We start from the raw sequence: 23,629 nt of genomic DNA, 5'->3' as shown, positions 1-23,629 counted from the left end.
ATGAGCGCCATTCACATCAAATACCCCGCCCTGACCTTCAAGGCCGGCCAACGTGCCCTGCGGCAGGTCCGCGAGCGCGGCCTGCAGGCGGCCGATGTCGGAGTGCTGCCAGGTGCGGCTGGCGGGCCGAAGCCGCTGGGCATCCAGGGTCTGGACCTGGCGCTGTTCGGTGAGTGGCTACCGTCGGCACCACGCCAACGTGCGCTGATCGGCGCCTCGATCGGCGCCTGGCGCTTCGCCAGTGCCTGCCTCGACGACCCGGTCGCAGGCATCCGTCGCCTGGGCGCACTGTACACCGAGCAGGATTTCGCCAAGGGCGTCACCCCGGCCGAAATCAGCCGTAGCTGCCAACACATGCTGGATGACCTGCTGCAAGGCCGCGACGGCCAGCTGCTGGCCAACCCGCACTATCGCCTGAACATCCTGGTAGTGAAGAGCCATGGCCAGCTCGCCCACGACCATCGCGGCCGCCTGGGCTTCGGTCTGGGTTCTGTGATCGCCAGCAACTTGCTCGGCCGTTCACGCCTGGCCCGGCACTTCGAGCGCATCATCCTGCATGACGGCCGCGCCACGCCGCCGCTCGACGCACTGACCGACTTCCCCTCACGCTGCCTGCCACTGGACCTGACCAACCTGCGCCATGCCCTGCTCGCCTCGGGCTCCATCCCCATGGTCATGGAGGGTGTGAAAGACATCCCCGGCGCAGGTGCAGGTACCTACCGCGACGGCGGCTTGCTCGACTACCACCTCGACCTGCCCTACCGTGGCGACGACCTGGTGCTGTACCCGCACTTCACCGACAAGGTGGTACCCGGCTGGTTCGACAAAGCCCTGCCCTGGCGCAAGGGCGATGCCACCCGCCTGCAGAACGTGCTGCTGATGACACCCTCGCCTCAGTACCTGGCGGCGCTGCCCTACGGCAAGCTGCCCGACCGCAATGACTTCAAGCGTTTCATGGGCGATGCGCCTGGCCGCAAGCGCTACTGGTACAAGGCCATTGCCGAGAGCCAGCGGCTGGGCGACGAGTTGCTGGAGCTGATTGCCACCGGGCGGTTGCATGAACGCCTGCAAGCCTTGTAGCGGCCATGCTGGTAGACTGCGCGCATTCTTGATTCACATAGAGTTATGACAGCGTGGAAATCTTCAAGGAATTCACATTCGAATCGGCCCATCGCCTGCCTCACGTCCCTGCCGGGCACAAATGTGGTCGCTTGCACGGCCACTCGTTCAAGGTCGGCCTGCACCTGACCGGCCCGCTCGACCCGCACACCGGCTGGATCCGGGACTTCGCCGAGATCAAGGCGATCTTCAAGCCGATCTACGAGCAACTGGACCATAACTACCTGAACGACATTCCTGGCCTGGAAAACCCTACCAGCGAAGTGATCGCAAAGTGGATCTGGGACCAGGTCAAACCGCTGCTGCCGGAACTGTCGAAGGTCCGCATCCACGAGACCTGCACCAGCGGCTGCGAGTACAGCGGCGACTGAACCCCGGCAAGGGCGCTGTAGCAGCGCCCTTGCGCCCCCTAGAACCTGGCCGAGGTTTCCAGCACCTGCACAGTCAGGGATCCTTCCTCACCCAGCGCCTCCGTACCCAGCCTGCGTTCGCTGCGATCTGCCAGCTTCACGACTCGGCCACTGCTGTGCCTGAGTTTCACGTTGGCCACTGTTGCCCCCACCTGCAAGGCACCCGGGTCCAACCCGTCCAGATGCCAAAGAAAATCCGCCTGCGCACGAACCGATTGCCAGCGCTGCGCCAGGCTCATGGTCCAGCCCTTCTGTTTGCGCAGGGTGAAGTTCAGGCGCCGACCACGTGCGTCAAGCGGCCAGATCTCATACGCATACACCCCGTTATCGAGGTAGGCGGCAAACCAGAAACGCTCGCATGCCGGTCGGGTTTCATCGTCGCGCCAGCGCGTGCCCAACGAATCGGTCTGCTCCACACTCAACCTTGCCCGTGGGTTCCACTCCCAGCCTTCGTCAAAGCGAGCTGCCACCAAGCCCTGCACGCCGTCCGTGGAGCCGGCAGGGCCGGCTGGCGTCTCGTCGGGCCGCCAGCACAAACTGGCGATGAAACTGTGCTCTGCCTTGAACACATGACTGTTGCCCGCCCGCTGCAGGCCCGTGCCCCAGGCGACATCACGCGCTTCATGGGCGTAGTCCAGCACTTCGAGGGCCATCAGGCCCGGCTCGCCAGTCAGCGTGTTTATCAGCCACGCCTCCTGGTTGGCGATGCGCCTGGCCCGTTGCCCGGCGGCGTCGACCAGAACGACATTGCACAACCGCGCCCCGCGCTTGATATCCTTGTGGTTGATACCCGAAAGGTTCCACAGGTGCTGCGGATCGGTCAGATGCTGACGCCCGGCCGCCGCATCGGCCTGGTCCTTCACGCCCGCATAGCCTGCGAAGCCTGACAGCACCCCCGGCTTACTGTAGACAATCCGCTTCAGCGGTTTCCAGTTCCGGTCATAAGGCCGCATTTCATAGCGCAGCGTCGCCCCGGTCCGGTCCGTACCGCTGACATAGGCTCCGAACCAGAACAGCTCGCCATACACATGACTGGGCAAGGTGTAGCTCCATGGCTCCAGCCGCAATGGCCCGGCGCCTTCGGGCTCGGCCCGCAGATACCGGTACCAGTGGTCATTGTGAAACCCGGCCCCGCCATAATGCAGCCAAATGGGCGCAAGCCTGGCGGTCGAAGCGTCCCACTGATCGGGATGCAAGAGCTCATCGCCCAGCTGCCACCAGCAGCGAGCCAAAAAGGAAAATTCCGGGTGGTAGACGTAGTCGCTCATGGGCGCTTCCTGTACATGGAAAACGCCGGACACTACGCGAGCGATGCCGCCTGATATCAGCGGGAAACAGCCTACTCCAAAGCCTGTTGCAGGAACGCCGGGGCGATGTAGCGCTGGTAATGCGCCTCGGACAGCAGGAAGAACTCGCGGTCGATGGCGTCGCGCAACTGCGGCAGCTCCCAGTCGCGGAATTCCGGCAACAGCACCATGCCATAGGCCTCCAGGTCACGGATCATCCGCGCTCCGCGGGCAATCAGCTGGTACGCCCAGCAGTATTCCGACTGCTGCTCGACAAAGCGGATGGAACGCTGCTCCAGTTGCTGGCGCAGCAGGCCTTTGTCGAACACCTCCAGCTTGGCCATCATCACCTGCACCAGCAGCTGCTCAAGGCGCAGCCACACGGCGCGCTTCTGCGCATCGTCGTAGCCGTTCCAGTTGATCACTTCGTGGTGGAACCGCTTGCAGCCACGGCAAACCGTGTCCCCGTACACCGTGGAGCACAGGCCGACACAAGGGGTCTTGATGGACTTGTTGGACATGAAAAACAACAGCTTGGCGGTGGAACACGGTCCCATGTTAGCCCTTTGTCTAACCAGGGTCACTCGTTAAAGTCATCTTCGCCGCCTTACCTTCGGGCTTTTTTTGCCGTAGAATCATCCGGCCTTTTCAAAGGCAACAATGTCCGTTGGAAGCTGTTTTCAAAGCGTCACGAGCACAGTTCATCCGGTAGAACGGCGTTGGCCCGGGCCATGCATCCCTCGCATGCCCGTGCCAGCCCTCATCAGCTCCCCGTTCTGCTGGCGTAAAACTTTGAAAGCAGCTTCTGTAAGGATTCTTTGCGACTCTGGCTGGGCGGCCCACAAAGCCGTGGCAGCGCATGGGTGCATTGAATGCTGGATGAGCGTCCCGGACCCCCTTTAGGGACCACTGATGAGGGAAATAACTGTGCTTGAAGCCTACCGCAAACACATCGAAGAGCGTGCCGCCCTGGGTATCGTGCCCCAGCCGCTGAACGCCGAACAAACTGCAGGCCTGGTCGAGCTGCTGAAAAACCCGCCGGCCGGCGAAGAAGCCTTCCTCGTAGACCTGATCACCAACCGCGTACCGCCAGGGGTCGACGAAGCCGCCTACGTCAAGGCCGCTTTCCTCTCCGCCGTCGCCAAGGGCGAAGCCAAGTCGCCACTGATCGACCGCAAGCACGCCACCGAACTGCTGGGCACCATGCAGGGCGGCTACAACATCGAAACGCTGGTCGCACTGCTGGATGACGCCGAACTGGGCGCCGTCGCGGCCGAACAGCTCAAGCACACCCTGCTGATGTTCGATGCCTTCCACGACGTGGCCGAAAAAGCCAAGGCCGGCAACGTTCACGCCAAGGCCGTGCTGGAATCCTGGGCTGCCGGCGAGTGGTTCACCTCGCGTCCGGCCATCGCCGACAAGTACACCCTGACCGTGTTCAAGGTGCCTGGCGAAACCAACACCGACGACCTGTCCCCTGCTCCGGACGCCTGGTCGCGCCCTGACATCCCGCTGCATGCCCTGGCCATGCTGAAGATGGCCCGCGACGGCATCGAGCCGCAGCAGCCTGGCTCGGTCGGCCCGCTGGCCCAGATCGAAGCCGTCAAGGCCAAAGGCTTCCCGGTTGCCTACGTCGGTGACGTGGTCGGTACCGGTTCCTCGCGCAAATCCGCCACCAACTCGGTGCTGTGGTTCTTCGGCGACGACATCCCGTACGTGCCGAACAAGCGCGCCGGTGGCTTCTGCTTCGGTACCAAGATTGCCCCGATCTTCTACAACACCATGGAAGACGCCGGCGCCCTGCCGATCGAATTCGACTGCACCAACCTGGCCATGGGCGACGTCATCGACGTTTACCCGTTCAAGGGCGAAGTACGCCGTCACGGTAGCGACGAACTGGTCACCAACTTCGAGCTGAAAACCGAAGTGCTGCTGGATGAAGTCCGCGCTGGCGGCCGTATCCCGCTGATCGTCGGCCGCGGCCTGACCGAAAAAGCCCGTGCCGAACTGGGCCTGGGTGCTTCCGACCTGTTCAAGAAGCCGGAGCAGCCTGCCGATTCGGGCAAGGGCTTCACCCTGGCACAGAAAATGGTCGGCCGTGCCTGCGGCCTGCCAGAAGGCCAGGGCGTGCGCCCAGGCGCCTACTGCGAGCCGAAGATGACCACCGTCGGTTCCCAGGACACCACTGGCCCGATGACCCGCGACGAGCTGAAAGACCTGGCGTGCCTGGGCTTCTCCGCTGACCTGGTGATGCAGTCGTTCTGCCACACCGCGGCCTATCCGAAGCCGATCGACGTCACCACCCACCACACCCTGCCAGACTTCATCCGCACCCGTGGCGGCGTGTCGCTGCGCCCTGGCGACGGCATCATCCACAGCTGGCTGAACCGCATGCTGATGCCTGACACCGTGGGTACCGGTGGCGACTCGCACACCCGCTTCCCGATCGGCATCTCGTTCCCGGCAGGTTCCGGCCTGGTGGCCTTCGCCGCCGCCACCGGCGTCATGCCGCTGGACATGCCAGAATCCGTGCTGGTGCGCTTCAAGGGCAAACTGCAGCCAGGCATCACCCTGCGTGACCTGGTCCACGCCATCCCTTACTACGCCATCCAGAAGGGCCTGCTGACCGTCGAGAAGAAGGGCAAGAAGAACATCTTCTCCGGCCGCATCCTCGAGATCGAAGGCCTGAACGAGCTGACCGTCGAGCAAGCCTTCGAGCTGTCCGACGCCTCGGCCGAGCGTTCCGCTGCCGGTTGCACCATCAAGCTGCCAGAGAAGGCCATCGCCGAGTACCTGCAGTCCAACATCACCCTGCTGCGCTGGATGATCGGCGAAGGCTACGGCGATGCCCGCACCCTGGAGCGCCGCGCCCAGGCCATGGAAGCCTGGCTGGCCAAGCCTGAGCTGCTGTCGGCCGACGCCGATGCCGAATACGCCGAAATCATCGAAATCGACCTGGCCGAGGTGAAAGAGCCTGTGCTCTGCGCGCCGAACGACCCGGACGATGCCCGCCTGCTGTCTTCGGTACAGGGCGAGAAGATCGACGAAGTGTTCATCGGTTCGTGCATGACCAACATCGGCCACTTCCGTGCTGCCGGCAAGCTGCTGGACAAGGTCAAGGGCGGCATCCCGACCCGTCTGTGGCTGGCTCCGCCAACCAAGATGGACGCTCACCAGCTGACCGAAGAAGGCTACTACGGCATCTACGGCAAGGCTGGCGCGCGCATGGAAATGCCAGGCTGCTCGCTGTGCATGGGTAACCAGGCACGTGTGCAGACCGGTTCGACCGTGGTCTCCACCTCGACCCGTAACTTCCCGAACCGTCTGGGCGACGCCACCAACGTGTACCTGGCATCGGCCGAGCTGGCTGCTGTCGCTTCGATCATCGGCAAGTTGCCGACCGTCGAAGAGTACATGCAGTACGCGAAGGACATCGACAGCATGGCTGCCGACGTTTACCGCTACCTGAGCTTCGACCAGATCGCCGAGTTCCGCGAAGCGGCAGCCAACGCCAAGATCCCGGTGGTTCAGGCGTAAGCTGAGTTGTAGGGTGTAAAGGAAAGCCCCGGCAGAAATGTCGGGGCTTTCTTGTTTCAACCTGTACCGGCCTCTTCGCGGCGAAAGCCGCGAAGAGGCCAGCACAGGCAACCTCAGATCACGAACAGGTCGACAAACCTGTGCACCGCCATCTGTTCCAGCTTTTGCTGGTCCTTGCACACCTCAAGAATCTCCCCACACCGCTGCCGCGCAAAGCGCGTCGCCAGGTTGTCCCTGAACTTGGCCTCCAGCAACGGTATGCCCTCCCCTCGCCGCCGGCGATGCCCGATCGGGTATTCCACCACCACCTGATCGGTACTGCTGCCATCCTTGAAGAACACCTGCAGCGCGTTGGCGATCGAGCGTTTGTCCGGCTCCAGGTATTCACGGCTGAAGCGCGGGTCTTCCACCACCTCCATCTTCTCGCGCAGGCGGTCGATACTGGGATGGTTGGCATGGAAGGTGTCTTCGTAATGCTCGGCCACCAGATGACCGAAAATCAGCGGCACCGCCACCATGTACTGCAGACAGTGATCGCGGTCGGCGGCATTGGCCAGCGGGCCGCTCTTGGAAATGATGCGGATTGCCGACTCCTGGGTGGTAATGACGATACGGTCGATTTCGTGCAGGCGGTTACGCACCAGTGGATGCAGGGTTACCGCTGCCTCGCATGCGGTCTGGGCGTGGAACTCGGCCGGGAAACTGACCTTGAACAGCACGTTCTCCATCACGTAGCTGCCCAGGGCCTGCGGCACGCGCAGCTCTTGCTGCTCGGACGGCTTGAGCGCAAGGTCCTTGTTGGTGTGACTGAACAGCACATCGTAGAAGCCCCACTGTGGCGCAGTGAGTACACCCGGCACGCCCATCTCGCCACGCAAGGCAATATCGGCCAGGCGCACGCCACGGCTGGAAGCATCACCGGCGGCCCACGATTTGCGCGAACCGGCGTTGGGCGCATGGCGGTAGGTACGCAGCGCCTGGCCGTCGACGAAGGCGTGGGACAAGGCACTCAGCATCTGCTCACGGCTGGCCCCCATCAGCCTGGCGCACACGGCGGTGGAGGCCACCTTGACCAGTATCACGTGGTCGAGGCCAACACGGTTGAAGGCGTTTTCCAGCGCCAGTACGCCCTGGATCTCGTGAGCCATGACCATGGCTTCGAGCACATCGCGCATCAGTAGCGGTGTTTCACCTGCGGCCACGCGCTTCTGCGAAAGGTGATCGGCAACGGCCAGGATGCCCCCTAGGTTGTCCGAGGGGTGGGCCCATTCGGCGGCCAGCCAGGTATCGTTGTAATCCAGCCAGCGCACCGTGCAACCGATGTCCCAGGCGGCCTTGACCGGGTCCAGGCGGTAGGCGGTGCCGGGGACGCGGGCGCCGTTGGGCACAAAGGTGCCTTCCACCTGGGGGCCCAGTAGTTTGGTGCATTCGGGGAAGCGCAGGGCCAGCAGGCCGCAGCCGAGGGTATCCATCAGGCAGTTGCGTGCGGTGTCCAGGGCTTCGGCGGATTCGACCCGGTACGTGAGGGCGTAATCGGCGAGGGTTTGCAGCACCCGGTCGTAGTCCGGGCGGGCATTGAGGTCTACGTTGGCGCTCATATCCAGCTCCCTTCAGAATTGCCGGGGCTGCGGTGCGCCCCTTCGCGGGCAAGCCCGCGAAGGGGCGCAAAGCGGCCCCAACGAACTAAAGCCGAGCGCCAGTGGTGCGTTAGAAGCTATCGCCAGGCACGCGAACCCAGCCCTCCATCAGCACGCGAGCACTGCGGCTCATGATTGCCTTGGTCACTGTCCATTCACCATTCACCTGGCGCGCCTCGGCCCCCACCCGCAGGGTGCCCGAGGGGTGGCCGAAACGCACGGCGCTGCGCTCGCCCCCGCCTGCGGCGAGGTTGACCAGCGTGCCCGGAATGGCCGCCGCGGTGCCGATGGCCACCGCGGCTGTCCCCATCATTGCATGGTGCAGCTTGCCCATCGACAAGGCCCGTACCAGCAAGTCGATATCACCTGCCTGCACCGCTTTGCCACTGGACGCAGTGTAGGTGCTCGGCGGCGCGACGAAAGCCACTTTCGGTGTGTGCTGACGCCCGGCAGCCTGGTCGACGTTGTCGATCAGGCCCATGCGTACGGCACCATAGGCGCGAATCGTCTCGAAGCGCAGCAGCGCCTGCGCGTCGCCGTTGATGGCGTCCTGCAGTTCGGTGCCGGTGTAGCCGATATCCGCCGCATTGACGAAGATGGTCGGGATACCGGCATTGATCAGGGTCGCCTTGAACGTCCCGACACCTGGCACATCGAGGTCATCGACCAGATTGCCGGTGGGGAACATCGCCCCGCCGTCGCCATCTTCATCGGCCGCCGGGTCGAGGAACTCCAGCTGCACCTCTGCAGCCGGGAAGGTCACCCCGTCCAGCTCGAAGTCGCCGGTTTCCTGCACTTCTCCCTCGGTGATCGGCACATGGGCGATGATGGTCTTGCCGATGTTGGCCTGCCAGATGCGCACGGTGGCGATGCCGTTGCGCGGAATGCGTGCCGGGTCGACCAGGCCGCTGCTGATGGCGAACGAACCGACCGCGGCGGAGAGGTTGCCGCAATTGCCGCTCCAGTCGACGAAGGCCTTGTCGATGCTGACCTGGCCGAACAGGTAGTCGACATCGTGTTCAGGCTTGATGCTTTGCGACAGGATCACGGTCTTGCTGGTGCTCGAAGTGGCACCGCCCATGCCGTCGATCTGCTTGCCATAGGGGTCGGGGCTGCCGATCACCCGCAGCAGCAGTGCATCACGGGCAGGGCCTGGGATCTGCGCCTGCTCGGGCAGGTCTTGCAGGCGGAAGAACACGCCTTTGCTGGTGCCGCCACGGATGTAGGTGGCGGGGATTTTTACTTGCGGTACATGAGCCATGGATGTGCTGTCCTGTCTGATAGGCATAAAAACCCGGGGCTGCCATGCAGCCCATCGCCGGCAAGCCAGCTCCCACAGGAACCCAGCTGGCTGCAGGATGTGCAATCCCTGTGGGAGCTGGCTTGCCGGCGATGGGCCGCAAAGCGGCCCCCTGCAATTAGGCGGTCGCTTCGAGGAAGTCCTGGGCGAAGCGCTGCAGCACGCCGCCGGCTTCGTAGATCGACACTTCCTCGGCGGTGTCCAGACGGCAGGTCACCGGTACCTCCAGACGCTCGCCGTTGGCGCGAGTAACCACCAGGGTCAGCGTCGCCCGCGGCGTACGCGCGCCCAGTACGTCATAGGTCTCGCTGCCATCCAGGCCGAGGGTCTTGCGGTCGGTGCCCGGCTTGAACTCCAGCGGCAGCACGCCCATGCCCACCAGGTTGGTACGGTGAATACGCTCGAAGCCTTCGGCGACGATCGCTTCGACACCGGCCAGGCGCACGCCCTTGGCCGCCCAGTCACGGGACGAACCCTGACCGTAGTCGGCACCGGCGACGATGATCAGCGGCTGCTTGCGCTCCATGTAGGTCTCGATCGCCTCCCACATGCGGGTGACCTTGCCTTCCGGCTCGATACGCGCCAGCGAGCCCTGCTTCACGCTGCCGTCTTCCTTGCGCACCATTTCGTTGAACAGCTTGGGGTTGGCAAAGGTAGCGCGCTGGGCGGTCAGGTGGTCGCCACGGTGGGTAGCGTAGGAGTTGAAGTCCTCCTCCGGCAGGCCCATCTTTGCCAGGTACTCGCCGGCAGCGCTGTCGAGCATGATGGCGTTGGACGGCGACAGGTGGTCGGTGGTGATGTTGTCCGGCAGCACTGCCAGCGGGCGCATGCCGCGCAGGGTACGTTCGCCGGCCAAGGCACCTTCCCAGTACGGCGGGCGGCGGATGTAGGTGCTCATCGGGCGCCAGTCGTACAGCGGTGCCACCTTCGGCCCACGGTCTTCCTCGATGGCGAACATCGGGATGTACACCTTGCGGAACTGCTCCGGCTTGACCGCGGCACGCACCACGGCGTCGATCTCTTCGTCGCTGGGCCAGATGTCCTTGAGGCGGATTTCCTTGCCATCGACCACACCCAGCACATCCTTCTCGATGTCGAAGCGGATGGTACCGGCGATGGCGTATGCCACCACCAGTGGCGGCGAGGCGAGGAAAGCCTGCTTGGCATACGGGTGGATGCGCCCGTCGAAGTTGCGGTTGCCCGACAGCACGGCAGTGGCGTACAGGTCACGGTCGATGATTTCTTGCTGGATCACCGGGTCCAGGGCGCCGGACATGCCGTTGCAGGTAGTGCAGGCGAAGGCGACGATGCCAAAGCCGAGCTGTTCCAGCTCCTTCTCCAACCCAGCCTCTTCCAGGTACAGCTGCACGGCCTTGGAGCCAGGCGCCAGCGACGACTTGACCCACGGCTTGCGGGCCAGGCCCAGCTTGTTGGCATTGCGCGCCAGCAGGCCTGCGGCAATCACGTTGCGCGGGTTGCTGGTGTTGGTGCAGCTGGTGATGGCGGCAATGATCACCGCGCCATCAGGCATTTGCCCCGGCACTTCTTCCCAGCTGCCGGCGATGCCCTTGGCCGCCAGGTCGCTGGTGGCAACGCGGGCATGCGGGTTGGACGGGCCGGCCATGTTGCGTACCACGCTCGACAGGTCGAAGCTCAGGGTGCGCTCGTAGACTGCGCCGCCCAGGCTGTCGGCCCACAGGCCGGCGGCCTTGGCATAGGTTTCCACCAGCTTGACCTGCTGTTCTTCGCGGCCGGTCAGGCGCAGGTAGTCGATGGTCTGCTGGTCGATGGCGAACATCGCCGCAGTGGCGCCATATTCCGGGGCCATGTTGGAGATGGTGGCGCGGTCGCCCAGGGTCAGGGCACGGGCACCCTCGCCGTGGAACTCCAGGTAGGCGCCGACGACTTTCTGCTTGCGCAGGAATTCGGTCAGGGCCAGCACCAGGTCGGTGGCAGTGATGTTCGGCGCCAGCTTGCCGGTCAGCTCGACGCCGACGATTTCCGGCAGGCGCATCCACGAGGCACGGCCGAGCATCACGTTCTCGGCTTCCAGGCCACCCACGCCGATGGCGATCACGCCCAAGGCGTCGACATGCGGGGTGTGGCTGTCGGTGCCGACGCAGGTGTCCGGGTAGGCCACGCCACGGTCGTTGTGGATCACCGGCGACATCTTCTCCAGGTTGATCTGGTGCATGATGCCGTTGCCCGGCTGGATCACGTCGACGTTCTTGAACGCCTTCTTGGTCCAGTTGATGAAGTGGAAGCGGTCTTCGTTGCGGCGGTCTTCGATGGCGCGGTTCTTTTCGAAGGCCTGCGGGTCGAAACCACCGCACTCGACGGCCAGCGAGTGGTCGACGATCAGTTGCACCGGCACCACTGGGTTGACCTGGGCCGGGTCGCCGCCTTTGTCGGCAATGGCGTCACGCAGGCCGGCGAGGTCAACCAGTGCGGTCTGGCCGAGAATATCGTGGCATACCACGCGGGCCGGGAACCACGGGAAGTCGAGGTCGCGCTTGCGCTCGATCAGTTGGCCCAGCGAGGCGTCGAGGGTAGCCGGGTCGCAGCGACGCACCAGGTTTTCGGCGAGTACGCGAGAGGTGTAAGGCAGGCCGTCGTAGGCGCCAGGCTTGATTGCCTCGACCGCCGCGCGGGCATCGAAGTAGTCCAGGTCAGTGCCTGGCAGGTGCTTGCGGAATGCAGTGTTCATCATGGAATCAGGCTCGGTCACAGGAGTCGGAAGGCTCCTCCGCCCCTGCGGGGGCGGGTTGCCCTTCTTTTTTAATCAGCGCTGCTCGATCGGTACGAACTGGCGCTGCTCGACACCGACATACTCGGCGCTCGGGCGGATGATGCGGTTATTGGCCCGCTGTTCGAAGACGTGCGCCGCCCAGCCGGTCAGGCGCGAGCAGACGAAGATCGGGGTGAACAGCTTGGTCGGGATGCCCATGAAGTGGTACGCCGAGGCATGATAGAAGTCGGCGTTGGGGAACAGGCGCTTCTGCTCCCACATGGTCTTGTCGATAGCTTCGGAAACCGGGTACAGCACCTTGTCACCCACTTCGTCGGCGAGCTGTTTCGACCAGCCCTTGATCACCTCGTTGCGCGGGTCGGACTCTTTGTAGATGGCGTGGCCAAAGCCCATGATCTTGTCCTTGCGTTCCAGCATGCGCAGCAGCTCGGCAGTGGCCTCCTGCGGGCTCTGGAAACGCTCGATCAGCTCCATCGCCGCCTCGTTGGCACCGCCATGCAGCGGGCCACGCAGCGAACCGATGGCAGCGGTTACACAGGAGTACAGGTCGGACAGGGTCGAGGCACAGACGCGGGCGGTGAAGGTCGAGGCGTTGAACTCGTGCTCGGCGTAGAGGATCAGCGACACGTTCATGACCTTGACGTGCAGCTCGCTCGGCTTCTTGCCGTGCAGCAGGTGCAGGAAGTGGCCACCGAGGGTGTCTTCGTCACTGCTGCAGTCGATACGCACGCCGTCGTGGGTGAAGCGGTACCAGTAGCACATCACCGCAGGGAACAGCGCCAGCAGGCGATCGGTCTTGTCACGCTGGGCATCGAAGGTCAGTTCGGGTTCCAGGGTACCCAGCACCGAACAACCCGTGCGCATCACGTCCATCGGGTGGGCGTCACGCGGGATGCGCTCGAGCACTTCCTTCAGGGCTTGCGGCAGGTCACGCAGGCCCTTGAGCTTGCGCTTGTAGTCGGCCAGTTCGGCTTTGCTTGGCAGCTCGCCGTACAGCAGCAGGTAAGCGACTTCCTCGAACTCGGCACCCGCCGCCAGGTCACGCACATCGTAACCACGATAGGTCAGCCCGGCACCGGCCTGGCCCACGGTCGACAATGCGGTCTGGCCGGCCACCTGGCCGCGCAGGCCTGCGCCACTGAGTACTTTTGCTTCGGCCATGGTGCTTCTCCTTTCTTGAACTTGTTATGGATTCTTTCTGGCTAATTCGGGGGTGGCTGCATCGGCCCTATCGCCGGCAAGCCAGCTCCCACAATGTCTTGCACAGGGCTCGAACCTTGTGCGGCACCTGTGGGAGCCGGCTTGCCGGCGAAAAGGCCCTCACAGGCTCAACCTTTTTTCTGGGCAAACAACGCATCGAGGCTCTGCTCGAAGGCGTGGTAACCAATGGCATCGTAGAGCTCCATGCGGGTCTGCATGGTGTCGATCACGTTCTTCTGCGTGCCGTCGCGGCGCAGCGCGGTGTACACGTTCTCGGCTGCCTTGTTCATCGCGCGGAACGCCGACAGCGGGTACAGCACCAGCGAGACATCGACCGAGGCAAGCTCTTCGGTGGTGTACAGCGGCGTGGCGCCGAATTCGGTGATGTTGGCCAGGATCGGTGCCTTCACCCGGTCGGCGAAGGTCTTGTACATCTGCAGTTCGGTGATGGCTTCCGGGAAGATCATGTCGGCACCAGCCTCGACACAGGCGGCGGCGCGGTCCAGGGCGGCGTTCAGGCCCTCGACGGCCAGGGCGTCGGTACGCGCCATGATCACGAAGCTGTCATCGGTACGGGCATCGACTGCGGCCTTGATGCGGTCGACCATTTCCTGCTGGCTGACGATTTCCTTGTTCGGGCGGTGGCCGCAGCGCTTGGCGCCAACCTGGTCCTCGATATGGATGGCGGCAGCGCCGAACTTGCTCATCGAGCGCACGGTACGGGCGACGTTGAAGGCAGAGGCGCCGAAACCGGTGTCGACATCCACCAGCAGCGGCAAATCGCACACGTCGGTGATGCGGCGCACGTCGGTGAGTACATCGTCCAGGCCGCTGATGCCCAGATCCGGCAGGCCCAGCGAACCGGCGGCGACGCCGCCACCGGACAGGTAGATGGCCTTGAAGCCGGCGCGCTTGGCCAGCAGGGCATGGTTGGCGTTGATGGCGCCAACCACCTGCAGCGGATGTTCAGCGGCAACGGCGTCGCGGAAACGCTGACCGGGGGTGCTCTTCACAGTCATTTCTCACCTCGTGGGCTGTTGTTGTGGGCGTCCAGGTAGTGACGCTCGATATTGCGCTTGGACGCGCCGATGTGGCGGCGCATCAGGAGTTCGGCCAGCTCGCCGTCACGGTCGGCGATGGCATCGAGAATGCGGTGGTGCTCGGCAAAGGCCTGGCGCGGCCGGTTGGGCGTTGCGGAGAACTGGATGCGGTACATGCGCACCAGCTGGTACAGCTCGCCGCAGAGCATCTTGACCAGGGTCTGGTTACCACTCCCCTGGATGATCCGGTAATGGAAGTCGTAGTCGCCTTCCTGCTGGTAATAGCCCAAGCCGGCCTGGAACGCGGCATCACGCTCGTGGGTGTCGAGCACCCGGCGCAGTTCGTCGATGTCGGCCTGGCTCATGCGTTCGGCGGCCAGGCGGCAGGCCATGCCTTCCAGCGATTCGCGAATTTCGTACAGTTCGATCAGTTCGGCGTGGTTCAGCGACACCACCCGCGCCCCCACATGCGGCACGCGCACCAGCAGGCGCTGGCCTTCGAGGCGGTGAATCGCCTCGCGCAGCGGCCCGCGGCTGATGCCGTAGGTACGCGCCAGCTCCGGCTCGGAAATCTTGCTGCCGGGGGCGATATCGCCCTTGACGATGGCCGCCTGGATGCGCCGGAAGACGTTTTCGGACAAGGTTTCCGTTTCGTCTGCCAGCACCGGGCTGGGGGTGGATAGGTCCTGCATATTGTCGACACCTTGCAAATCTCTTTGCCAGAAATTAGCCAATTCGACAGTAGCAGTCAAAGACAAAATGAATATTGTCGACAATCGTCTAAGAACGAACTAACGCCGGCCCGGTGCTGTCAGATCGCGCACCGCTGGCGTCAAGGCGCCGGCGTGATAGAATGCCGCGCCTCCGTTGGAGTATGGATAGCCTGTCTGTCATCCATTCATGCTGTTGACAGATGAACAAGGAAGCTTGCGCAGTCGCTGCCAGTCGCCTTGCCCTGAACACGGCTCTGAACATGGCTTTGAAAACAGCCCCGAACCTTGCACTGCACCGCGCCAGGAATATGAGACTTACACCCGCATTATTGCTGCTCTGCCTCACCCTGCTGCCGGCCCTTGGCCAGGCCGCAGGCAAGACCGTGTACGGTCTCAACGAATATGCACGCCTGGGCGACCTGGACCTGGAAGTGGCCGCCAAGCTCGACACCGGCGCCAAGACCGCATCGCTCAGCGCCCGCGACATCAAGCGTTTCAAGCGCAACGGCGAAAGCTGGGTGCGCTTCTACCTGGCCATCGACGCCGCCCATTCCCACCCCATCGAACGCCCGCTGGCACGCGTAAGCAAGATCAAGCGCCGGGCCGGCGACTATGATGCTGAATCGGGCAAGGCCTACACCGCACGCCCGGTCATCGAACTTGAAATCTGCATGGGCCAGGCCGTGCGCACCATCGAAGTCAACCTCACCGACCGCAGCGCCTTCCAGTTCCCGCTGCTGATCGGCTCCGAGGCGCTCAAGCACTTCGACGCGCTGGTCGACCCAAGCCTTAAATACGCGGCCGGCAAACCTGCCTGTGCCACCGACGCTCCCAAAGCAGAGTAATCCCGATGCGCTCTCTTACCCTCCATCTGAAAGTCCTGATCACCGTGCTGGTGCTGTTGGGCGTGGCGGTCACGGCTTATCAGATCTTCGTACTCGGCATCCCGGTAACCGAGGATGAAACCGACGACCTGTGGAACATCGACGCCAAGGTCGAGTTCGTGGCCAGCACCAAGGACCCGGTCAAGGTGCAGATGTTCGTGCCACCGCTGAACCGCGACTACGTCAGCCTCAACGAGAGCTTCATCTCCAACAACTATGGGGTGAGCGTCAACCGTGCCGACGGCAACCGCAAGGTCACCTGGTCGGCCCGCCGCGCCAGCGGCAACCAGACCCTCTACTACCGCCTGGTGCTGACCAAGCGCTACAGCAACGAGAAAACCACGGTCAAAGGCCCCACCTTCCGTGACAGCCTTGCAGTGGAAGGCCCCGAGAAGATTGCCGCCGAGGCCCTGATGGCGCCGATCCGCCAGCACTCGGCCGACGTCGAGACCTTCGTCAGCGAGACCATCAAGCGGGTCAACAACCTCAACGACGACAACGTCAAACTGCTGCTGGCCGGCGACACCACGGCCATGAAGAAGGCCCAGGTCATCGACCTGCTGCTGTCGATCGCCCATGTACCGATGGAGAAGGTGCACACCATCCGCCTGGTGGCCGACACCCCGCAAACCCCGGAACTGTGGCTGCGCAGCTTCAACGGTACCGACTGGCTGTACTTCAACCCGGACACCGGTGAGCAGGGCCTGCCCAGCGATCGCCTGCTGTGGTGGACCGGTGACGACAACCTGATCACCGTCGATGGCGGCAAGAAGGCCAACGTTACCTTCAGCATGAACAACAGCGAGATGAACGCCATCCGCCTGGCCAAGCTGACTGACGAGAATACCGACGCCGACTTCCTCGAATATTCGCTGTACGGCCTGCCGCTGCAGACCCAGCAAACCTTCATGATCATGGTGATGATCCCGATCGGCGTGCTGGTGATCCTGGTGCTGCGCAACCTGGTCGGCCTGCAGACCCTGGGTACCTTCACCCCGGTCCTGATCGCCCTGGCCTTCCGCGAGACCCAGCTGGGCTTCGGTATCGTGCTGTTCACGGTAATCACCGCCCTGGGCCTGTCGCTGCGCTCGTACCTGGAACACCTGAAGCTGCAGATGCTGCCACGCCTGTCGGTGGTACTGACCTTCGTCGTGGTGCTGATTGCCGCCATCAGCCTGTTCAGCCACAAGCTGGGCCTGGAGCGCGGGCTGTCGGTAGCGCTGTTCCCGATGGTGATCCTGACCATGACCATCGAGCGCCTGTCCATCACCTGGGAAGAGCGTGGCGGCGGCCATGCCATGAAAGTGGCCATCGGCACCCTGTTCGCCGCTTCCCTGGCGCACCTGTTGATGATGGTGCCGGAGCTGGTGTACTTCGTGTTCACCTTCCCGGCCGTGCTGCTGATCCTGGTGGGCTTCATGCTGGCGATGGGTCGCTACCGCGGCTACCGCCTGACCGAGCTCGTGCGCTTCAAGGCATTCCTGAAGAAGGCTGACGCCTGATGTTTGGCCTGATCAAGACGTGGAAAGCCCTGGAGGCCCGGGGCATCATGGGTATCAACCGGCGCAACGCGGACTACGTGTTGAAGTACAACAAGCGCCACCTGTACCCGATCGTCGACGACAAGATCATCACCAAGGAGCGCGCCCTGGCGGCCGGCATCCATGTGCCGGAAATGTACGGCATCATCGAGACCGAGAAAGAGATCGAGAAGCTCCACCAGATCATTGGTGGGCGCAGCGATTTCGTCATCAAGCCGGCGCAGGGCGCCGGTGGTGACGGCATCCTGGTGATCGCCGACCGCTTCGAGGACCGCTACCGCACGGTGTCGGGCAAGATCATCAGCCACGAGGAGATCGAGCACCAGATCTCGAGCATCCTCACCGGCCTGTACTCGCTGGGCGGGCACCGCGACCGTGCGCTGATCGAGTACCGGGTCACCCCCGACCAGATCTTCAAGAGCATCAGCTACGAAGGCGTGCCGGACATTCGCATCATCGTGCTGATGGGCTACCCGGTGATGGCCATGCTGCGCCTGCCGACCCGCCAGTCCGGCGGCAAGGCCAACCTGCACCAGGGCGCCATCGGCGTGGGTGTCGACCTGGCTACCGGCGTGACCCTGCGCGGCACCTGGCTGAACAACATCATCAGCAAGCACCCGGACACCACCAACGCGGTGGATGGCGTGCAACTGCCGAACTGGGACGGCTTCATGAAGCTGGCCGCCGGCTGCTACGAGCTGTGCGGCCTGGGCTACATCGGTGTCGACATGGTGCTGGACCAGGACAAGGGGCCACTGATTCTCGAGCTCAACGCCCGCCCCGGCCTGAACATCCAGATCGCCAACGACTGCGGCCTGACCCAGCGCACCCACGCCATCGAGGCGCACCTGGAAGCGCTGGCCAAGGATGGCATAAGCGAAGATGCCGAACAGCGCGTGCGGGTATCGCAAGGCATGTTCGGGCACGTGCATCCGCGCTGAAATCGCCAAGGGCTGCCGTGCAGCCCATTCACAGCACAAGGCTGCTCCTACAGATAACGCGATATCCTGTAGGCGCAGCCTTGTGCTGCGAACGGGCTGCAAACACATTGTTGAATGTCGCGCCCAGTGCTAGGCGCATTTCCCGCACAGGTCTACAATCGCCCTCCTCGCTTTTACATCGCCGTCCATACTGATGCCGACCTGTACGCTTCACCCCCTGCCCTATCAGCCCGACCCTGCCGCCTATTTCGCCCGCCTGCGCCAGGCCCCCGGTGCAATCCTGCTGGACAGCGCCCGCCCCGGCGCCGAACGCGGGCGTTTCGACCTGCTCAGCGCCTGGCCGCTGCAACACCTGCAGGCGCAGCCCGACGAAGATGGGCGCAGCTTCCTCCAGCGCCTGCGCGCCGGCCTAGCACGGTTGGGCCATGCGCAGTTGCCCGCAGGTACCGAGCTGCCGTTCGCTGGCGGCCTGATCGGGTACCTGAGCTATGACTTCGGCCGCCGCCTGGAACACCTGCCCAGCCTGGCCGTGGACGACCTTGGCCTGCCAGACGCGCAACTGGGCCTGTATGCCTGGGCGCTGGTGACCGACCACCAGTGCGCGACCAGCCAACTGGTGTTCCACCCAAGCCTGTCGGGCAGCGAACGGGAACGCCTGATCGCCCTGTTCGAAGGGGCCGACAACGCGGAAATCGGCAGCTTCCAGCTACTCGCGCCGATGGCCGGCGACCTGCAGCCCGAGCAGTACAAGGCCGCCTTTGACCAGGTGCAGCGCTACATCCAGGCCGGTGATTGCTACCAGATCAACCTTACCCAGCGCTTCCGCGCGCCTTGCCAGGGCGACCCGTGGCACGCTTACCAGGCCCTGCGCAAAGCCTGCCCCACCCCCTTCTCCGGCTACCAGCAACTGGCCGACGGCAGCGCCCTGCTGAGCTTTTCGCCCGAGCGCTTCATCCGCGTCAGCCAGCGCCAGGTGGAAACCCGGCCGATCAAGGGCACCCGCCCGCGCGCCAGCAACCCGGTAGAAGACATGCGCAATGCCGAGGAACTGCTGCACAGCCCCAAGGATCGCTCGGAAAACCTGATGATCGTCGACCTGCTGCGTAACGACCTGGGGCGCACCTGCGAGATCGGCTCGGTGAAGGTGCCGGAGCTGTTCAGCCTGGAGAGCTACCCCAACGTGCACCACCTGGTCAGCAGCATCACCGGCCAGCTGGCCAGCGACAAGGACGCCCTGGACCTGATCGGCGACAGCTTCCCAGGCGGCTCGATCACCGGCGCGCCGAAGATCCGCGCCATGCAGATCATCGACGAACTGGAGCCGGCGCGCCGGGCGCTGTACTGCGGCTCACTGCTATACGTGGACGTGCGCGGCGAAATGGACAGCTCGATTGCCATTCGCAGCCTGCTGGTCAAGGGCGGGCAGGTCAGCTGCTGGGGCGGCGGTGCCGTGGTTGCCGACTCCGAGTGGCAGGCCGAGTATGAAGAGTCGATTGCCAAGGTGCGGGTGCTGATGGAGACCCTGCAAGGCTTGTGATCGTTGGTGAATTCTTCGCGGGCGAGCCCGCGAAGCAGGCGCCACCGACTCCAAGACCGCCTACCCCACCATTTTTTGTTACCATCACCTCACTACGAGCGCACAGCGCCACAGCCAAGATGGAAACCGCCTGATGAGCCAACCCTTCGACGTCGCCGACCTGGCCGCGACCTATGCCAACAAGTCCCCGCAGGACATCCTCAAGCTTGCTTTCGAGCACTTCGGTGATGACCTGTGGATTTCCTTCAGCGGCGCCGAGGACGTGGTGCTGGTGGACATGGCCTGGAAACTGAACAAGCAGGTCAAGGTGTTCAGCCTCGACACCGGCCGCCTGCACCCGGAGACCTACCGGTTCATCGACCAGGTCCGCGAGCAGTACAACCTGCCGATCGAGATCCTCAGCCCCGACCGCGCCAAGCTCGACCCGTTCGTCAAGGAAAAGGGCCTGTTCAGCTTCTACAAGGACGGCCACGGCGAGTGCTGCGGCATCCGCAAGATCGAGCCGCTGCGCCGCAAGCTGGCTACCGTGAGCGCCTGGGCCACCGGCCAGCGCCGTGACCAGAGCCCGGGCACCCGCAGCCAAGTGGCGGCAGTGGAAATCGACAGCGCCTTCTCCACCGCCGAACGCACCCTGTACAAATTCAACCCGCTGGCGCAGATGACCAGCGAGGAAGTGTGGGGTTATATCCGCATGCTGGAGCTGCCATACAACAGCCTGCACGAGCGCGGTTTCATCAGCATTGGTTGCGAGCCTTGCACCCGCCCGGTGCTGCCAAACCAGCATGAGCGCGAAGGGCGCTGGTGGTGGGAAGAGTCGACGCAGAAGGAATGCGGGTTGCACGCAGGCAACCTGATTACCAAGGCATAAACAGCTGGGCCGTTGTGGGAGCGGGTTCACCCGCGAACAGCGGCAAAGCCGGTGCCATACACCGCTTCGCCTTCTTCGCGGGTAAACCCGCTCCCACAGGGGCCATGCGGCCCCTGCAATTCCGGATCAGTGCACCGGCAGTTCGACGCCTTCGAACAGATCTTCCAGCTCCTGCTTGTTGTGGCACTGTATGGCCTTGGCCATCACTTCACGGGTCAGGTGCGGGGCGAACTTCTCGATGAAGTCGCACATGAAACCACGCAGGAAGGTGCCGCGGCGGAAGCCGATCTTGGTGATGCTGGCTTCGAACAGCTCGCTGGCATCCAAGGCCACCAGGTCGCTATCGAGCTTGGTGTCCACCGCCATCTTGGCGACGATCCCCACGCCCAGCCCCAGGCGCACATAAGTCTTGATCACGTCGGCGTCAGCCGCGGTGAACACCACTTTCGGCGTAAGGCCGCGGTGGTTGAACGCTTCGTCCAGCTTCGAACGCCCGGTGAAGCCGAACACGTAGGTAACGATCGGGTATTCGGCGACCGCTTCCAGGGTCAGCTTCGGCAGCTTGGTCAACGGATGGCCCTGCGGCACTACCACGCAGCGGTTCCACTTGTAGCACGGCATCATGATCAGGTCGCCGAACAGCTCCAGCGCCTCGGTGGCGATGGCGAAGTCGACAGTACCGTCCGCGGCCATCTCGGCAATCTGCATGGGCGAACCCTGGTGCATGTGCAAGGACACTTCCGGGTACTGCTTGATGAAATTGCTGATCACCGGCGGCAAGGCATAACGCGCCTGGGTATGAGTGGTGGCGATGGACAGCGTGCCCTTCTTCTCGTTGGAGAACTCCTGGGCAATCTGCTTGATGCTTTCGACCTTGCGCAGGATTTCGCCGGCGGTATTGATGATGCGCTCACCGGCCGGGGTAACGCGGGTCAGGTGTTTGCCGCTGCGGGCAAAGACTTCAACACCCAGTTCATCCTCGAGCAGGCGGATCTGCTTGCTGATACCTGGCTGGGAGGTATACAGGCTCTGCGCCGTCGCGGAGACGTTGAGGTCATGGTGCGCCACTTCCCAGATGTAGCGCAGTTGTTGAAGCTTCATAGGTTCCCCTCGGTTCAGCGATGAGTCCGCGGCAGCAGGCAGCGACGATATATAACTATATTAGTGGTTCTGGAAATAAATCTAGAACTATTTTGTTACATACCCCACTAAATGGCCTACGGCCATCTTCATGCTTTCCTACGCCCCAAATGCTGCGCCAGCGGCACCATGTACACGGGTACCGGCGACAGCTGCAGCAGCCGCACCGCCGTACGCCCCAATGGCACATCCACGCCGGCGCCAGCGCTGTGGCTACCGAAAATCAGCAGGTCGACGCTCAGCCGCTGTGCCTGGTCGAGGATCACCTGCGCCGGGTCGCCCTGGCGTACCCGCACCGCCTTGATCACCGCCAGATCGGCCTCCTCACCCAGTTCGTCGCGAAAGTTTTCCAGCACACGCTGCTCGATATTGGCCATCACCGTGTTCACCCCCTGGCTGTGCAGCTGGTCGAGCGTCTGTTCATCGAGGTAGCTTTGCAGGAGAGATTCAGCGAACTGGCCCATGGGCTCCACCGCGTGGATCACATACAACTCGGCGCCGAATGTGCGCGCCAGCGCCAGCGCGTGTTGCATGACAAAAGGGGCGTAGACACCGAGGTCGGTGGCGTACAGCATGGAGTGGATCATTCGACCTCCTCGACTGCCGCTGCGGCAGAGCAAGCTTCAGCTTAGCAGCGCGCCGGACGCACGCTTTGCCGTCCGGCGTGCTGGTGATGCGGGCTGGAGGGCCCGGCAGCGCCAGCGCCACCCTCAGCGGGTCTGTTGGCCCCGGTCGATGAAAGCCAGCGCCTGGTACAGCATCTCCATGCGCGGCAAGTGGCAGCCCGCCGCACGCGCCCGTGCCAATGGCTCTGCATAGATGGCCTGCAGTTCCAGCGGACGCTTGTGGACATGGTCGTGGTACATGCTGGGCCAGTAATCGGGCATGCGCTCGGTCACCTGGAACAGGTGCTCGGCATACCCCTCGGGCAATACATGGCCACACGCCGCCGCACCCTGGACCACCTCGGCCATCAAGGCCTGAATCAGGGCGCGGCCATGGCTGTCGGCCATCAGCGGCGTGGTGCTGGCACCGAGCAGCACCGACAGGCCGTTGTAAGGCACGTTCCAAACCAGCTTCTGCCAGCGTGCCTGGGCCAGGTCCGGCATGGCCTGCGAGTCGATGCCCGCAGCCCGAAACAGCCCGGCGCCTTCATTGACCAGTGCAGCACCGCCATCGTTGGCCGGCCCGCTGTGGTAACCGAGGTTGACCGCACCCAGGGCCTGGTGGCGGATCACACCGGGCGCCTGGCGGTTGACGCAGATGAAACACAGGCCGCCGAGCAGGTGCATGTCACTGCGCAAGGCCGGGCGCAACTGCTCTTCCACGCCCAGGCCGTTCTGCAGCAGCACCACCTTGGCGCCTGGTGCGGCCGCCTGCACGATCAGCGGCGCCAGCTGGTCATTGCTGGTGGCCTTGGCCCCCACCAGCAGCCAGTCGCAGGGCGGCATGTCGACGACACTGGCATAGGCCTGCACCTTCATCTGCAAGTTGCCATGCACGGCACTATCCAGGGCCAACCCCTTCTCGCGAACAACCTCGTACTCGCTGCGCAACAGAAAATGCACATCGAAGCCGGCCCGGGCCAGCATCAACCCATAGAAGCCGCCGATGGCGCCACTGCCGATGATGCCGATACGTGGTGTGTGCGAATGCATGCCGATCTCCAGGTAAAAGTCAGCCCTCTTTTTACACAGGTTGCGCAGCGCTGGGCAGCCCATGCACGA

Annotated in this window: 19 protein-coding genes; 8 read left to right on the top strand and 11 right to left on the bottom strand. The window is 63.6% G+C overall.

Features of this window, described 5'->3' with window-relative positions; translation table 11 throughout:
* Together V3314_RS12825 and queD are read left to right on the top strand one after the other, a co-directional pair.
* Nucleotides 1-1,080: a patatin-like phospholipase family protein gene (locus tag V3314_RS12825; protein WP_046615729.1), complete on the top strand. Its 1,080-nt coding sequence runs from the start codon at nt 1-3 to the stop codon at nt 1,078-1,080.
* A gap of 53 nt (nt 1,081-1,133) precedes the next feature.
* A complete protein-coding gene (gene queD, locus V3314_RS12820; RefSeq protein ID WP_025338446.1) occupies nt 1,134-1,490 on the top strand; it encodes a 6-carboxytetrahydropterin synthase QueD in 357 nt (118 codons plus the stop codon).
* Between the two features lie 38 nt (nt 1,491-1,528).
* Here queD and V3314_RS12815 read toward each other — a convergent pair whose 3' ends face one another.
* Together V3314_RS12815 and V3314_RS12810 are read right to left on the bottom strand one after the other, a co-directional pair.
* Nucleotides 1,529-2,797 (bottom strand): hypothetical protein, encoded by a 1,269-nt coding sequence (locus tag V3314_RS12815; protein ID WP_046615730.1) that lies wholly within the window; start codon nt 2,795-2,797, stop codon nt 1,529-1,531.
* A 71-nt stretch (nt 2,798-2,868) separates the two neighbouring features.
* Nucleotides 2,869-3,336: a DUF1289 domain-containing protein gene (locus V3314_RS12810; protein ID WP_161795747.1), complete on the bottom strand. Its 468-nt coding sequence runs from the start codon at nt 3,334-3,336 to the stop codon at nt 2,869-2,871.
* Nucleotides 3,337-3,742: 406 nt separating this feature from the next.
* On the opposite strand from V3314_RS12810, the gene acnB reads away from it, so the two are divergent.
* Complete coding sequence (gene acnB / locus V3314_RS12805) at nt 3,743-6,352, top strand: bifunctional aconitate hydratase 2/2-methylisocitrate dehydratase (RefSeq protein WP_108480323.1); 2,610 nt, start codon at nt 3,743-3,745, stop codon at nt 6,350-6,352.
* A gap of 113 nt (nt 6,353-6,465) precedes the next feature.
* On the opposite strand, the gene prpD is transcribed toward acnB, so the two are convergent.
* From prpD to V3314_RS12775, 6 genes are all read right to left on the bottom strand, one after another.
* Nucleotides 6,466-7,950, bottom strand: coding sequence for a 2-methylcitrate dehydratase (prpD, locus tag V3314_RS12800; protein WP_046615733.1), 1,485 nt, complete (start codon nt 7,948-7,950; stop codon nt 6,466-6,468).
* A gap of 109 nt (nt 7,951-8,059) precedes the next feature.
* Entirely contained in the window at nt 8,060-9,250 is a 1,191-nt protein-coding gene (gene prpF, locus V3314_RS12795; RefSeq protein ID WP_046615734.1) for a 2-methylaconitate cis-trans isomerase PrpF, read from the bottom strand.
* A gap of 157 nt (nt 9,251-9,407) precedes the next feature.
* Entirely contained in the window at nt 9,408-11,996 is a 2,589-nt protein-coding gene (gene acnD, locus V3314_RS12790) for a Fe/S-dependent 2-methylisocitrate dehydratase AcnD (RefSeq protein ID WP_046615750.1), read from the bottom strand.
* 75 nt (nt 11,997-12,071) lie between these two features.
* Nucleotides 12,072-13,199 (bottom strand): 2-methylcitrate synthase, encoded by a 1,128-nt coding sequence (prpC, locus tag V3314_RS12785; RefSeq protein WP_085600205.1) that lies wholly within the window; start codon nt 13,197-13,199, stop codon nt 12,072-12,074.
* A 167-nt stretch (nt 13,200-13,366) separates the two neighbouring features.
* Nucleotides 13,367-14,257 carry a methylisocitrate lyase gene (gene prpB / locus V3314_RS12780; protein WP_003259689.1) on the bottom strand — a complete coding sequence of 297 codons (891 nt, stop codon included), beginning with the start codon at nt 14,255-14,257 and terminating at the stop codon, nt 13,367-13,369.
* Nucleotides 14,254-14,970: a GntR family transcriptional regulator gene (locus V3314_RS12775; protein ID WP_025338439.1), complete on the bottom strand. Its 717-nt coding sequence runs from the start codon at nt 14,968-14,970 to the stop codon at nt 14,254-14,256. Before V3314_RS12775 ends, prpB begins: the two co-directional genes overlap by 4 nt.
* A gap of 329 nt (nt 14,971-15,299) precedes the next feature.
* On the opposite strand from V3314_RS12775, the gene V3314_RS12770 reads away from it, so the two are divergent.
* From V3314_RS12770 to V3314_RS12750, 5 genes are all read left to right on the top strand, one after another.
* The gene (locus tag V3314_RS12770) at nt 15,300-15,836 is read left to right on the top strand and encodes an ATP-dependent zinc protease (RefSeq protein ID WP_046615736.1); all 537 of its coding nucleotides are present in this window, start codon (nt 15,300-15,302) and stop codon (nt 15,834-15,836) included.
* 5 nt (nt 15,837-15,841) lie between these two features.
* Nucleotides 15,842-17,377, top strand: a complete 1,536-nt coding sequence (locus V3314_RS12765; protein WP_025338437.1) for an inactive transglutaminase family protein — start codon at nt 15,842-15,844, stop codon at nt 17,375-17,377.
* Nucleotides 17,377-18,357 (top strand): alpha-L-glutamate ligase-like protein, encoded by a 981-nt coding sequence (locus tag V3314_RS12760; RefSeq protein ID WP_046615737.1) that lies wholly within the window; start codon nt 17,377-17,379, stop codon nt 18,355-18,357. The genes V3314_RS12765 and V3314_RS12760 overlap by 1 nt, the downstream gene beginning before the upstream one ends.
* 193 nt (nt 18,358-18,550) lie before the next feature.
* Nucleotides 18,551-19,894, top strand: coding sequence for an aminodeoxychorismate synthase component I (pabB, locus tag V3314_RS12755; RefSeq protein WP_046615738.1), 1,344 nt, complete (start codon nt 18,551-18,553; stop codon nt 19,892-19,894).
* A gap of 133 nt (nt 19,895-20,027) precedes the next feature.
* On the top strand, nt 20,028-20,762 hold the full coding sequence (locus V3314_RS12750; RefSeq protein WP_046615739.1) for a phosphoadenylyl-sulfate reductase: 735 nt from the start codon (nt 20,028-20,030) through the stop codon (nt 20,760-20,762).
* Nucleotides 20,763-20,888: 126 nt separating this feature from the next.
* Here the strand turns inward: V3314_RS12750 and cysB are convergent, their stop codons facing one another.
* The 3 genes from cysB to V3314_RS12735 form a co-directional block, all read right to left on the bottom strand.
* Entirely contained in the window at nt 20,889-21,863 is a 975-nt protein-coding gene (gene cysB / locus V3314_RS12745; protein ID WP_013971904.1) for an HTH-type transcriptional regulator CysB, read from the bottom strand.
* A 128-nt stretch (nt 21,864-21,991) separates the two neighbouring features.
* Complete coding sequence (locus tag V3314_RS12740; RefSeq protein ID WP_015269711.1) at nt 21,992-22,489, bottom strand: universal stress protein; 498 nt, start codon at nt 22,487-22,489, stop codon at nt 21,992-21,994.
* Nucleotides 22,490-22,612: 123 nt separating this feature from the next.
* Nucleotides 22,613-23,560, bottom strand: a complete 948-nt coding sequence (locus tag V3314_RS12735; RefSeq protein ID WP_338460299.1) for a putative 2-dehydropantoate 2-reductase — start codon at nt 23,558-23,560, stop codon at nt 22,613-22,615.
* Nucleotides 23,561-23,629 lie beyond the last annotated feature (69 nt).

It is taken from the genome of Pseudomonas sp. TE3-3-F2023 (assembly GCF_036784815.1).
Taxonomy (GTDB): Bacteria; Pseudomonadota; Gammaproteobacteria; order Pseudomonadales; family Pseudomonadaceae; genus Aquipseudomonas; species Aquipseudomonas pudica.
Note: the sequence above shows the minus strand (reverse complement) of the source record. Positions and strands in the feature narration are given on the sequence as shown.

Excerpts from the sequence above, each read along its gene's own strand:
- V3314_RS12750 (WP_046615739.1), top strand. The coding sequence starts at position 20,028 with ATGAGCCAACCCTTCGACGTCGCCGACCTGGCCGCGACCTATGCCAAC.
- prpC (WP_085600205.1), bottom strand. The coding sequence starts at position 13,199 with ATGGCCGAAGCAAAAGTACTCAGTGGCGCAGGCCTGCGCGGCCAGGTG.
- V3314_RS12825 (WP_046615729.1), top strand. The coding sequence starts at position 1 with ATGAGCGCCATTCACATCAAATACCCCGCCCTGACCTTCAAGGCCGGC.
- cysB (WP_013971904.1), bottom strand. The coding sequence starts at position 21,863 with ATGAAGCTTCAACAACTGCGCTACATCTGGGAAGTGGCGCACCATGAC.
- V3314_RS12735 (WP_338460299.1), bottom strand. The coding sequence starts at position 23,560 with ATGCATTCGCACACACCACGTATCGGCATCATCGGCAGTGGCGCCATC.
- acnD (WP_046615750.1), bottom strand. The coding sequence starts at position 11,996 with ATGAACACTGCATTCCGCAAGCACCTGCCAGGCACTGACCTGGACTAC.
- V3314_RS12775 (WP_025338439.1), bottom strand. The coding sequence starts at position 14,970 with ATGCAGGACCTATCCACCCCCAGCCCGGTGCTGGCAGACGAAACGGAA.
- V3314_RS12760 (WP_046615737.1), top strand. The coding sequence starts at position 17,377 with ATGTTTGGCCTGATCAAGACGTGGAAAGCCCTGGAGGCCCGGGGCATC.
- V3314_RS12815 (WP_046615730.1), bottom strand. The coding sequence starts at position 2,797 with ATGAGCGACTACGTCTACCACCCGGAATTTTCCTTTTTGGCTCGCTGC.
- prpF (WP_046615734.1), bottom strand. The coding sequence starts at position 9,250 with ATGGCTCATGTACCGCAAGTAAAAATCCCCGCCACCTACATCCGTGGC.
- V3314_RS12770 (WP_046615736.1), top strand. The coding sequence starts at position 15,300 with ATGAGACTTACACCCGCATTATTGCTGCTCTGCCTCACCCTGCTGCCG.
- pabB (WP_046615738.1), top strand. The coding sequence starts at position 18,551 with ATGCCGACCTGTACGCTTCACCCCCTGCCCTATCAGCCCGACCCTGCC.
- V3314_RS12740 (WP_015269711.1), bottom strand. The coding sequence starts at position 22,489 with ATGATCCACTCCATGCTGTACGCCACCGACCTCGGTGTCTACGCCCCT.
- prpB (WP_003259689.1), bottom strand. The coding sequence starts at position 14,257 with ATGACTGTGAAGAGCACCCCCGGTCAGCGTTTCCGCGACGCCGTTGCC.
- prpD (WP_046615733.1), bottom strand. The coding sequence starts at position 7,950 with ATGAGCGCCAACGTAGACCTCAATGCCCGCCCGGACTACGACCGGGTG.
- V3314_RS12810 (WP_161795747.1), bottom strand. The coding sequence starts at position 3,336 with ATGTCCAACAAGTCCATCAAGACCCCTTGTGTCGGCCTGTGCTCCACG.
- V3314_RS12765 (WP_025338437.1), top strand. The coding sequence starts at position 15,842 with ATGCGCTCTCTTACCCTCCATCTGAAAGTCCTGATCACCGTGCTGGTG.